Annotated in this window: 8 protein-coding genes and 1 pseudogene; 4 read left to right on the forward strand and 5 right to left on the reverse strand. The window is 73.1% G+C overall.

Going from position 1 to position 12,025, the window contains the following annotated elements:
* Positions 1-8 precede the first annotated feature (8 nt).
* The 4 genes from EMA09_RS09205 to EMA09_RS09220 are packed head-to-tail and all read right to left on the reverse strand — an operon-like array spanning position 9 to position 2,965.
* On the reverse strand, positions 9-611 hold the full coding sequence (locus EMA09_RS09205) for an ATP/GTP-binding protein (RefSeq protein WP_240796320.1): 603 nt from the start codon (positions 609-611) through the stop codon (positions 9-11).
* Entirely contained in the window at positions 589-936 is a 348-nt protein-coding gene (locus EMA09_RS09210) for a DUF742 domain-containing protein (protein ID WP_129840580.1), read from the reverse strand. The genes EMA09_RS09205 and EMA09_RS09210 overlap by 23 nt, the downstream gene beginning before the upstream one ends.
* Entirely contained in the window at positions 933-1,391 is a 459-nt protein-coding gene (locus EMA09_RS09215; RefSeq protein WP_129840581.1) for a roadblock/LC7 domain-containing protein, read from the reverse strand. Before EMA09_RS09215 ends, EMA09_RS09210 begins: the two co-directional genes overlap by 4 nt.
* Positions 1,388-2,965 carry an ATP-binding protein gene (locus EMA09_RS09220; RefSeq protein ID WP_129840582.1) on the reverse strand — a complete coding sequence of 526 codons (1,578 nt, stop codon included), beginning with the start codon at positions 2,963-2,965 and terminating at the stop codon, positions 1,388-1,390. Before EMA09_RS09220 ends, EMA09_RS09215 begins: the two co-directional genes overlap by 4 nt.
* Positions 2,966-3,177: 212 nt before the next feature.
* Here EMA09_RS09220 and EMA09_RS09225 point away from each other — a divergent pair, with 212 nt between their 5' ends.
* The 3 genes and pseudogenes from EMA09_RS09225 (at position 3,178) to EMA09_RS09235 (ending at position 6,577) form a co-directional block, all read left to right on the forward strand.
* On the forward strand, positions 3,178-4,950 hold the full coding sequence (locus tag EMA09_RS09225) for an ABC transporter ATP-binding protein (RefSeq protein WP_240796643.1): 1,773 nt from the start codon (positions 3,178-3,180) through the stop codon (positions 4,948-4,950).
* 79 nt (positions 4,951-5,029) lie between these two features.
* Positions 5,030-5,361 (forward strand): annotated as a pseudogene (locus tag EMA09_RS29455) (heavy metal-responsive transcriptional regulator).
* Between the two features lie 340 nt (positions 5,362-5,701).
* Positions 5,702-6,577: an LAETG motif-containing sortase-dependent surface protein gene (locus EMA09_RS09235; protein ID WP_129840584.1), complete on the forward strand. Its 876-nt coding sequence runs from the start codon at positions 5,702-5,704 to the stop codon at positions 6,575-6,577.
* A gap of 100 nt (positions 6,578-6,677) precedes the next feature.
* On the opposite strand, the gene EMA09_RS09240 is transcribed toward EMA09_RS09235, so the two are convergent.
* Positions 6,678-11,225 (reverse strand): FtsK/SpoIIIE domain-containing protein, encoded by a 4,548-nt coding sequence (locus tag EMA09_RS09240; RefSeq protein WP_129840585.1) that lies wholly within the window; start codon positions 11,223-11,225, stop codon positions 6,678-6,680.
* A gap of 397 nt (positions 11,226-11,622) precedes the next feature.
* Between EMA09_RS09240 and EMA09_RS09245 the strand changes: the two genes are divergently transcribed.
* Positions 11,623-11,916 carry a WXG100 family type VII secretion target gene (locus EMA09_RS09245; RefSeq protein ID WP_129840586.1) on the forward strand — a complete coding sequence of 98 codons (294 nt, stop codon included), beginning with the start codon at positions 11,623-11,625 and terminating at the stop codon, positions 11,914-11,916.
* Positions 11,917-12,025: the final 109 nt, after the last annotated feature.

Genomic DNA, 12,025 nt, shown 5'->3' on the forward strand with positions numbered 1-12,025 from the left:
CTCGGCGCTCACCGCCTGCCCTCCAGCTCGGGGACCTCCAGCAGGTGCTGGGCGAGGGCGAGCAGGGCGTCCAGCGACGTGCGCCGGTCTCGGGCGTCGCAGGTGATCATCGGCGTCTCCGGCGCGAGGTCGAGCGCACGGCGCAGGTCCTCGTCGGGGTAGCGGGGCGAGTCGGGGAAGACGTTGAGCGCGACCGCGTACCGCAGGTCCTGGCGCTCGATCAGGCCCATGACCTCGTACGAGTCCGCTATGCGGCGGGTGTCGGCGAGGATGAGGGCGCCGAGCGCGCCCTGGGTGAGGTCGTCCCACAGGGACTGGAAGCGCTTCTGCCCCGGCGTGCCGAACAGGCACAGCGCCAGGTCGTCACCGAGGGACATGCGTCCGTAGTCGAGGCCGACGGTGGTCGTCGTCTTGTCCTTCAGGCCGTCGAGGTCGTCCACGACCGCCCCCGACTCGGTCATCACCTCCTCGGTGCGCAGCGGCGGGATGTCGGAGAGGGTGCGGATGATCGTCGTCTTCCCGACGCCGAACGGTCCGCTGACGATCACCTTCACCAGCCGCTGGTCAGGGTTGCGCAGGTAGATGTCTCTACTGGAGTGCGCGGAGTCCACGGATAACCCTTTCGAGGAGCTGCTGGTCGGGCTGCCCGCCGGGCTCGACGGGGACGGGCGCTCGCACGAGCAGCAGGCCCTGGTCGAACAGGTCGCTGACCATGACCTTCACGAAGATCACCGGCATCGACAGATGCGCGGCGACCTCGGCGAGCGGCAGGGCGCCGTGCCGGAGGATCTCCAGCACGCTGCGTCCGGGGTTGGGCAGGTCGGACGGGATGTGGTCGACCGCCGCGCGGAGCACCGTCAGGCGGTCGAGGACGTTGCGGCTGGGGTGGGTGCGGCCGCTGGTCCACAGGTACGCCGGGATCAGCCGCCGGCTCATGCGAAGCGGCCGTCCGCGTCCGGCGCGGGGGCCTCCTCGTCGGCCGCGCCCCGTCTCGGCGGGACGGCCATGGCCTTGCCGAGCGTCTGCACCTGCTTCTGCATCTCGTAGATCACGTTGTCCATGGCGACGTTCGGACCGGTGAAGACCGCGAGGTACGAACTCTCGGCGGCCGGGATGACGAAGAGGTAGCCGTGCTGCGTCTCGACCATGACGGTGCGCAGGACGCTGCGGCTGCCGTAGTACGTCTCGCTGGTGCCGCGGCCGGCGGCGAGCAGGGAGGCGACGACGGCGGCCAGCTTCTCGGCGGCCTCGGCGTCGAGTCCCGAGTGGGCCTCGAAGAAGCCGTCCGCCGTGATGATCATGGCGTGCTGCACGTCCGGGACGCGCAGGACGGGGGTCAGGACGAACGAGAGGTCGGCCTTGATCCGCCGGGAGATGGGCTGCGTGGTCATGAGCTCTCGCTTTCTGGCTCCGGCCCGTCCACGGCGGCCCGGCCGCGTGCGGTGCCGCGCTGGAACGCGCCCATGCGGGACGCCGCGTCCTCCGGGTCGCGCAGGTACGGGATGGGGTCGGGGGCCGGGTCCGTGTCCGGGTCGGGCCGGCGGGTGGTGCCGGCGTCGCCGATGGGCTTGCGGTACTTCCAGGTGGGACGGCGTTCGTTGCGCCGCTGGGGCAGTGCGGGGAGGTCGCCGGTGGGCGGGGGTGCCGCTTCGGGCGCCGGGTCCTGCGGGGGCGGGGCCGCGGGCTCGGGGCGGGACTCGGCCACGGGCTCGGGCTCCGGCTCGGGCTCCGGGGCCGGGGCGGGGGCGGGGGCCGACGCCTCGCCGAGGAACGGTCCCGGCGCCACCGGCGCCTGCCCCGTGAGCGCCGGGCTGAGCGGCGGCTCGGGACCCCACTGCGGCGCCATCGGGCTGCCGGTCTGCGGGGCGTAGTGGATCGGCAGGGGCTGGAGTTTCTCCGCCGGCGCGGTCAGCAGCCGCTCCGGGACGAACAGCACCGCCTTGACGCCCGCGTAGTGGGACGGTTCGACCGAGACGGACAGGCCGTACGCCGAGCAGAGCTGGCCGACGGCGGCGAATCCGCAGCGCGGCGGGTCGCCCAGCTCGGCCAGCTCGATCGGGTCCTCGGCGGCCAGCAGACGGCGGGCGCGGCGGTACTCGTCCGCGTTCATGCCGATGCCGGCGTCCGAGACGGTGACGACGGCGCCGTTGTGCGCCCGGTGGACGGCGACCTCGACGGCGAGCGAGCCGTGCGAGTGGTGCACCGCGTTGGCCATCAGCTCGGCGAGGATGACGGCGACCGGCTCGGCCGCGCGGTCCACGACGGCCACCGGCTCCTTCAGGTGGCTGACGATCCGGACCCGCTCGTAGCTCGGGATGCGGGAACTCGCGCCGACCGTCAGGGCCTGGATCTCGGACTTGCTGCGCACGAGGCCGGCGCCGGCGCCGCACACGACACGGGTGGCCTGGATGCGGCGGAGGATCTGCTCGTTCAGGTAGTCGAGGCCCGCGAGGACGTGGGCCAGGTCCGGGTCGTCGTACTTGTGCAGCAGGTCGTCCACGGTGCTCTGCATCTGGTAGCACATGGTCTGGAGCGTGGTCGTCGCGCCGCGCACGGCGGCCTGGGCCGCGCCGTCGGTCCGCAGCCGCTCGGTGACGAGGGCCTCGGTGATGCCGTTCATGATCGCCTCGACGGCGGTGCCCGCCTCGCTGCCCTTCAGCTCCGCGTGCCGGGGCGACGGGATGCGGACGTGGGGGTGCCGGGCCGCCTGGGCGAGACCCGGCAGGCGTTTCGGAAGGTGGACGAGCTCCTCGACGACGAGGCGCTCACGCCGCTGCACGTCGGCGAGCCGGCTCTGGAGGGCGGCGAGCTGGGCGTCGGTCGCGTCCGCGCGATGGGCCGTCGTCTCGGCGCGCCGCCTGGCGGCCGCCGCACGCCGGCGTTCGCGCATCAGCAGGACGACGAACAGGACGGCGCACGCGGTGCCCACCGCCAGACACATGACCAGCGCTGCCGGTATCTGCATCGTTTCGGGACTCCGTGGGGTTGCGGAAAACCGGTTGAGTGGCCGGAATTGCGGGAGAGTCAAACAGCACCGTGACACGGTGCGCAAGCGAACACATGAGCGCCCGGCGGCCGCGCAACCGGCCGCCCTGCCAGGGCGTCTTCCCCCGAAGCGTCGCGGCCGGTCGGGCCGTGAAGATCCGGAAAGGTTTTCGTGTGAGGACGGATGACGGTGTGTCGGACGACGAGCGGCCGGAGAGCGGGCGGCCGGACGAGCCGCCGGCGTGGCGCGTGCTGGCCGGGTACGTCCGCCCGCACCGCTGGTCGCTCCTCGCCGGAGCGCTGCTGTCGCTCGTCACCGGTGCGACGGGGCTGGCGCTGCCGCTGGTGGCGCGCCGGCTGATCGGCGACCTGTCCGAGGACCGCGCCATCGCGCCGACGCTGGTGCTGATGACCGTCCTGGTCCTCGCCAACACGGCGATCGGCGCGCTGGGTTCCTACATCCTGCAGAGGGCCGCCGAGTCGGTGGTGCTGACCGCGCGCCGTTCCCTGACGGGTTACCTGCTGCGGCTGCGGATCTCCGCGGTGGACGCGACCGAGCCGGGCGACCTGCTGTCCCGCGCCACCTCCGACACGACGCTGCTGCGCGCGATGACGACGGAGTCGCTGATCGGCATCGGGACGGGCGGCCTGACGCTCGTCGGGACGCTCGTGATGATGGGCGTGGTCGACCTGCCGCTGCTCGGGGTGACCCTCGCCGTGATCGCGCTGACGGGTGTCGTCATCGGGCTGATCGTCCCCTTGATCAATCGCGCCAGCAAGCGCGCCCAGCAGTCCGTGGGCGCGATGGGCGCCGCGCTGGAGCGCGTCATCGGCGCCCTGCGCACGGTGAAGGCGTCAGGCGCGGTGGCCCGTGAGACGGCCACGGTGCACGCGGCGGCCGAGGAGTCGTGGCGGGAGAGCGTACGGGCCGCCAAGTGGTCATCCCTCGCCGGGAACATGGCGGGCCTGTCGATGCAGGTCGCCTTCATCACGGTGCTGGGCGTGGGCGGCGCCCGGGTGGCGACGGACTCGATCGGCGTGGGGACGCTCGTGGCGTTCCTGCTGTACGTGATGTACCTGATGGCGCCGATCGGGCAGACTGTGCGCGCGGTGACGCAGTACCAGGTCGGCGCGGCGGCGATCAGCCGGATCCAGGAGGTGCGGCGCCTTCCGGTCGAGCCGGAGCAGCACGACGACGCCGGGGACACGGCCACGGGGCCGGCCACGGTGCGCTTCGAGGACGTGCGCTTCCGGTACGCCGACGACCAGCCGTTCATCCACCACGGTGTGAGCTTCGACGTGCCGCCGCGCGGCATGACGGCGTTCGTCGGCCCGTCGGGCGCCGGCAAGACCACCGTCTTCTCCCTCCTGGAGCGGTTCTACGACGCCACGTCGGGCCGGATCACCGTCGACGGGCGCGATGTGACGGAGTGGGACCTCGGGCGGCTGCGCGCCGCGATCGGCTATGTCGAGCAGGACGCCCCCGTGCTGTCCGGCACCCTGCGCGAGAACCTGCTGTTCGCCGCCCCCGGCGCCGACGGGGCCGCGCTGCGCGAGGCGTTGCGCACGACACGTCTCGAAGCGCTGGTCGAGCGCCTGCCGGACGGCCTCGACACCCTCGTCGGGCACCGGGGCACCAAGCTGTCGGGCGGCGAGCGCCAGCGCGTGGCCATCGCCCGCGCCCTGCTGCGCCGGCCGCGCCTGCTGCTCCTGGACGAGGCGACGTCGCAGCTCGACGCCGTGAACGAGGCGGCGCTGCGGGACACCGTGGCGGACGTGGCGCGGGAGACGACGGTGCTGGTCGTCGCGCACCGGCTGTCCACGGTCGCGGCGGCCGACCGCATCGTGGTGATGGAGGCGGGCGAGGTGCGGGCGATCGGGACGCATGCCGAACTCGTCGCCGGGAACCCGCTGTACGCCGAGCTTGCCGCGACGCAGTTCCTGGCGTCCGTCGATCCGGTGTGACGGCGCGTCGGACGGCGGGACCGTGGTGGCAGCAGAAGTTGGCCGGTTATCGGCCTTGCGTCCTCCTTATCCTGAAAACATGCGCATTGGTACGTTGGCACACGCGGCGGGGGTGACCGCCAAGACCGTCCGTTTCTACGAACGCGCGGGGCTCCTCCCGGAGCCGCCCCGCACTCCCTCCGGCTACCGCGACTACCCCCCGGAGAGCGCCGACCGGCTCGCGTTCATCCGGGGGCGCAGGCGGCCGGGCTGACGCTGTCGGAGATCCGCGAGGTGCTGGCCGTCCGGGACAGCGGCCAGGTGCCGCACGGGCCGACGGCCGCCCTCATCGAGACGTGCCTGCGGCGTACCGACGCCCGGCTCCGCGATCTCACCCACACCCGGGACACGCTGCGGGACCTGCTGCCCTGACCCGCCGCCGGCCGGATCGCTCCGCCTGTCCGACACGTGTCCGATAACGGATGGGCAATAATTCGGCGATCAATCCGGGCGTATCGGGGCGGTCGCCGCAGAGCCGAATACCCGATCACCCGATGAAGTGATGAAATCGCGGGGTGTTCGGCCGCCCCGGTCCCCGTGGCGGCCCACTCGCTTCGGCGGCACGGCCCCGCACGGCCGCAGGCCCTTCCCCCTCGCGAAGCGTGACGTATCCGCTCGTGCCACCGACCGTACTCTCTCCGCCCCGTATCCAGGGAGCATGACAGTGCAGCGTTCCTCACGCACACGTTCCGTCCTCAGAAGCGCCATAGGCGTGGCCGCCACGGCCGCCATGGCCGGCGGCGCCGTCGTCGGCCTCGGCGCGGCCCCGGCCATGGCCCACGACGGCGACCGCTGCGACCGCGTCCGGGTCGAGACCTCGACCGACGGCGGCGCCACCTGGTCCACCACCGGCCGGTTCACCGGCGAGGCCCCGACCACGATCTCCGTCCGGCTCTCCGGCCGGATCACCGAGGGCTGCGAGTACCCGATCTCGCTGGCCTCCTACCAGACCGACGGCCCCTCCTGGGAGTCCTCGGGCGAGCAGGTGTTCCTCGGCTGGGACACCACCGTCCTCACCAGCGAGACGAAGGAGGACGTCCTCGACGTCAGCGCGTACGCGCCCTCCTGCTTCGGCCAGATCGACCTCTACGGCAACGACACCAAGTACGACGGGACGAACGGCAACGCCCTGCCGCACTTCCCCGACTCGGCCACGCCGACCGACCTGATCGCCGCCTGGAACGGCGAGGCGCCGTGCGAGGAGGGCGAGGAGACCCCGCCGCCCGCCGAGGAGCCGACGGAGGAGCCGACGGACGAGGAGGTTCCCACCGAGGAGCCGACCGACGAGGAGGTGCCGACGGAGGAGCCGACCGACGAGGAGGTTCCCGCCGAGGAGCCCACCGAGGAGGCCCCGGCCGACGAGCCCGACGACGAGGCGCCCGCCGAGGAGGCCCCGGTCGACGAGGCCGCCGCCGAGCCGGTCGGCGAGCCCGAGGTCGCGCCCGTCTCCACCACCCCGCACCTCGCGGAGACCGGTGGCGACGGCTCGCAGATGACCCTCTACGCCTCCGCCGGCGCGGCCCTGCTGGTGGCCGGCGGTGCCGCCGTGTTCATCGCCAAGCGCCGCGGCACCCGCACCTCCGCCTGACGCCCCCGGGCGCGGGCAGCACCGCACGGCACACGGAAGCGGCCGGTACCTCCCCGAGGTACCGGCCGCTTTCCGTCGCCCGCGTGCGGGGCGCTGCCCGTCAGGGCGCCGGCGTCGTCACCGTGAACGGCGTCCCGTCGCCCAGGTGCAGGATGCCCTTGCCCGGCTGCACCTGCTCCGCCGCCGCGCTGCGCGGCAGCTTCGCGCCGATCAGCTCGCCCGACCGGTGCGAGGCCGGCGACAGCAGCACACCGCGCCGCGCCTTCTTCGCCTCCACCTGCCAGCCGGAGAACCCGCCGCAGATGTCGCCCTCGTCACCGCCGAGCACCAGGTAGCGACCCCGCTCGGTGCCCTGCGTGAGGATGGCCTTCAGCTCGTTGTCGGCGTCGCAGCGCCGCAGGTCCTCGGCGTCGTCCACGAACACGACGATCGGGTGCTCGGTGGACGAGGTGCTCAGCGCCTCGCGCACCTCCTCGTCCGTCAGGTTGTCGCCGGTGAAGACCTCGATGACGCCGTCCCTGCCGGCCAGGTCGCGCAGCGGCGACGGCCGGGGCGCCGCGACGACGACCCGCACGCCGCGCTCCAGGTAGGAGCGGGCCAGCATCGACATCACCGTGGAGCGGCCCGACTTCGCCTGCCCCGCCACGATGAACGCCGGCGTGCCCTGCGAGAGGTCGGGGCCGTAGCCCATCAGTTCGTCGCCGCCGACGCCGACGAGGCCCCACAGGCGGGACTCCGACGCCTCCGGGTCGCGCTTCTCCCACGCGTCGGCGTACGTCAGGCGGCTCGGCAGCACGTCCACGCGGAAGGGGCGGCGCACCCGCGCGAGCCCCTTGTCCCGCTCGGTCGCCCAGTCGCCGATGGCACCGAGCGCCGCGGCCTGCGCCTGGCCGGACAGCTCGTCGGCCAGGACGGCGACCTGGATCTGGGTGGCCGCCTGGTTGCGGAACATACGGCCGTCCGGCACGTTGTCCGGCACCTTCCTGGCCGACAGGCCGACACCCGTGTAGTCGCCCTTGTCGGCGAGCCGCAGCGCGTACTTCTCCTCCGTGAGGGCGCTGACGCGGCCCGTCAGGACCGTGCGGTCGCCCGCGACGATCATGTGGATGCCGACGCTGGCGCCCTCCCGGAAGATGACGAACAGCTCGTCGGTCAGCGCCCCGTGGTCCACCTCGCCGAGGGTGTTGGTCCAGCCCTCCCAGCGGTCGAGCAGGACGACGATGTGCGGCAGGCGCTTGTCCGGCGCGGCGGTGGCGCGCTGCTCGCTGATGTCGGCGAGCGCGTCGGCCGACAGCATGTCCTGACGGCGGTCCATCTCCTGGCGCAGCCGCCGGATCAGGCGCCGGACGCGCTCCACCTGGTTGCGGGTGACGACGGCGCCGCAGTTCGGCAGCTTGCTGAGCGCGTTGAGCGCGCCGTTGCCGCAGTCGATGCCGTACAGGTGCACGTCGGCCGCCGAGTGGATCCACGCCAGGGACCCGGCGATGGTCCGCAGCGTCTGGGAGCGGCCGCTGCGCGGCGACCCGCCGATGATCATGTGGCCGAACGTCTTGAAGTCGATCGCCACCGACCGCCTGGCCTGCTGCTCGGGCAGGTCCTCGACGCCGAACGGCGCGGCGGGCAGCGCGCCGGCGGGCGCCGGGTGCTCCAGGTCGCGCAGCAGGACCTGCTCGTCGAGGGCGGGCAGCCACGGGCTGTGCTGCTTGGCGTACCCGAGCTGGCGGTCGGCCTCGATCACCGCGTCCACCAGGACCTTGAGGTCGGTGATCTCCTCCTCCTGGGACTTGGCGCCCGGGGGCTTGCGCAGCCGGGCGCGGCCGAGGTCGTTCCACTCCAGCAGGGCCGACCAGGGCCGGGAGACGGCCGGGTCCACGGCGCCGGGCCGGCGCCCGCCGACCCGTCCCGACTGGAACGGCACGAGGGAGGCGTGCCCGAGCCGGACGTACGCGCGGCCCGGCGTGGACTTGGCGATGAAGCCGGCGTCGGGCGCGTCGATGACGTCGGTCGACTCGCTGCCGTCCGTCACGCGCAGGGCGATGCGGAGGTTGGTGTTCGCGCGGATCTCGGGCGAGACGACGCCGCTCGGACGCTGGGTCGCCAGCAGCAGGTGGATGCCGAGGGAGCGGCCGCGCTGGGCGATGTTGACGAGGCCCTTCACGAAGTCCGGCAGTTCGCGGACCATCGAGGCGAACTCGTCGATGACGATGAGCAGGCGCGGCATGTTGGCGATCTGCCCGGGGTTGCGGCGGACGAGGTCCTGGTAGTCCTCGATGTCCTTGGCGCCCACCCCGGCGAGGATGTGCTCGCGGCGGGTGAGTTCGGCGCCGAGGGAGGCGAGAGCGCGCTCCACCAGGTAGTTGTCGAGGTCGGTGACCATGCCGACGGTGTGCGGGAGCTGCACGCAGTCCTTGAACGCCGAGCCGCCCTTGTAGTCGACGAGGACGAACGTCATGTTCTCCGGGGTGTTGGCCACGGCGAGGGAGGCGACGATCGTCTGCAGCAGCTCGGACTTGCCGGAGCCGGTCGTACCGGCGATCAGGCCGTGCGGGCCGTCGCGGCGCAGGTCGATCGAGAACGCGCCGTCGTAGCTCTCGCCGATGACGGCCTCGGTGGACTGGCCGCCCATCCGCCAGCGCGCGGCGACGGCGCCCGCGGTGGGCGGCTCCATCTCGATGACGTCGAGGAGGCGGCTGGCCGACGGCAGGGCCGCGTCCTCCGACTCGCCGCTGATGTCGCGGACGGGCGCGAGGGACCTGGCCAGGAGTTCGCACCACTCCGGCTGCACCCAGTCGGGGCGGACGCCGCGCAGCCGCCAGGCGCCCGCCTGCTCGACGCGGAGCCGGTCGGCGACCCGGGCGGGGGACGCCTCGACCGCGGCGGCGCCGCCGGGCACGGCGAGGAAGGTGTGGAAGCCGGTGGCGTAGACGGGGTTGCGCGGGTTGCCGCCGTCGCGGGCCGGGCGGTTCGGGTCGGGTTCGGCGACCACGACGGCCTGGCACTCGCCGGGCAGGAAGCGCTCCTCCTCGTCCAGGCAGATCGAGAAGATCGACACGGCCGGCCCCTCGCGCAGCAGCCGGATCACGCCGGGCAGGGACCGCATGCGGCGCGATCCGTCGAAGACGACGACGATGTCGGGGTCCTTGAACGAGGTCTGGCCACCGCTCGACCTGGCCTGCTTCGCCGCCTTCTGGCGGCCGTCGAGGAGCTGCGTCAGCTCGGCGATGCGCGTGCCGATCGTCTCGGCGTCGGTGCCGACGAGGGCGTTGGTGTCCTGCTCGGACGCGGGCCTGGCGTGCGGGAGCCAGCGCAGCCACTGCCAGCTGTACTGGCCGGTGCCGTCGGTGAGGACGACGACCTGGACGTCGGTGGGGCTGTGGAGGGCCGCGATCTGGCCGAGGGACCAGCGGGCGAGGGCGCGCGAGCCGTCGCCGCGCGCCGCGTAGCCGATGACTCCGAGGCTGCGCAGCGGCAGGGTGACGGGGGCGTCGGCGATCTGCCAGGCGACCTGGCGCTTGTGCTCGTCCTGCTCGGGGTCGTTGAGGACGACCTCGGAGTCCATCGGCGCGGTGCCGACGCGCAGGAGCAGGTGGTCGTTGTCGGTGCGGCGGCGCTCCCACAGGCGCGTACGGGGGCCGGTGGCCTGGGTGAGGACGGTGGCCGGGTCGGGGGCGGCGTGGCGGCGCGCGAAGCGTTCCGCGATCAGCGCGTCGCGCGCGTCCTTCTCGATCCTGACCTTGCGTTCCTTGTACTCCGCGACCTTCTGGGCGTGCGAGACGCGGCCGCGCTTGCGGTCCATGGCCTGGTTGGACAGCAGCATGACGGGGCTGAGGAACGCCATCATGAGGAAGATCCAGCGGCCGGTGATGGACGCCATGGCGATGGCGCCGGCCAGCGGGAGGGTGGCCATCAGCCAGGGCATCGGGCGGCGTTCGCGCTCGCCCGGGGGTCTCGGCAGGTTGAACTTGGTCTGCCGGTCGGGCGGCAGGATGCGGGGCGGCCGGTTGTAGTCGAGGCCGCCGCCGTCCTCGGACGGCTTGAGGGCCGCGTCGGGCGGGAAGTACGGGGAGAGTTCGAACAGCGAGTCGCCGACGGCGAGCTGCTTGCCGAGTTTCCAGTCGGCGCGGTCGCCCTCGGTGTGGACGAACGGCTCGCCGTCCATCAGGGGCTGCTGCTGCGTGTACGCGGTGACCTTGCAGGTGCCGTCCGGGTTGACCCGCAGGGAGAGGGCGCGTTCGGGGAGGGTGGCGTCCGCGACGTGGATGTGGACCCCGGCGCCGTTGCCGATCTCGACGCGGCCGGCCCCGATGCGGTGCACGGCGCCGGCCGCGGGGCCGCCGACGACGCGCAGTTCGACCGTGCCGGCGGGCTCGGGCGGCCAGCAGCCCCCCGGGTTGTGGAGGCTCACGACGGTCCCCTCGCGCAGGGGCGACCGGGCGAGGGTGAGGCGCGGGTCGACGTACTCGCCGGCCACGTACAGGGGGACGCCGCCCGGCTGCCCCGGCTGCGCCGGGTACCCGTGCGCGGCGGCGCCGACGGCCTGGGCCAGTTCGGGCGCGAGATCCCCGACGAGCGTCTCGTTCTCCGCGTCGATCACGGTGTCGGCACTGTGTCCCCCGACCGGGTCCACGACTGTCAGGGTCAGGCGCACGCTGTTCCTCCTGTGTGTCACGGCGCGGGTGCTCGTCCGGTCAGAACACGACGATAAGCCCAACGGCGGTTCCGGTGACAGCGGGTGAGACGGCATGGACGTCAGGTGTGACGCGCATGTGACGGCAGGGGTGGGCGGGGATCGTGTGATCCGGTCCGAACTGCGGGATTTTCCGGGGAGCGCGGGAACCGCCGGCGAGCCCCGGGCGTCCTGCTTACACGAACGGGTCACGTGCGGCCGGATTCCCCGGGCGGGGTGTCCCCGGCGCGGACCCGGACGTAGGCTGACGGTACGGACACCGCCGGGACTCCGGGGTCCGCCGCCGCGACAGCCGCGCGACGCAGATCATTGGCGGACGGCCGCAACGGCCGCCGCCGGGCAGAGGGAGGGAACCGTCATGGGCGACATGCAAGTCACTTATCAGGACATGCGGGACGCGGGGCAGCGCCTGAAGTCCGAGTACGAGCAGATGGACGCCAAGCTGGAGGAGCTCCAGGGCTACATCGAGGGCCTCGTCTCGGACGGCTACGTCACCTCCCGTTCCTCGCGGAAGTTCGACGAGTCGTACCGCGAGTTCACCCAGGGTGCGAAGAAGGTCCTGGAGGGTCTCCAGGGCATGGGCGAGTTCCTCATCACCGCCGCCGACACCCTGGAGGAGACGGACGCCGGTCTGGAGGGCGCGCTCGGCTGACGCCGGCCCGCATCCCGGTCTTCCGCGGGGCGGTACGGAGGCGCGCGGCGCGCGCTGTCCGTACCGCCCCGTACGGTATGTCCCGGGGTAGGGTGGACGGGCGCCGTCC

Source organism: Streptomyces sp. RFCAC02, from assembly GCF_004193175.1.
Taxonomy (GTDB): domain Bacteria; phylum Actinomycetota; class Actinomycetes; order Streptomycetales; family Streptomycetaceae; genus Streptomyces.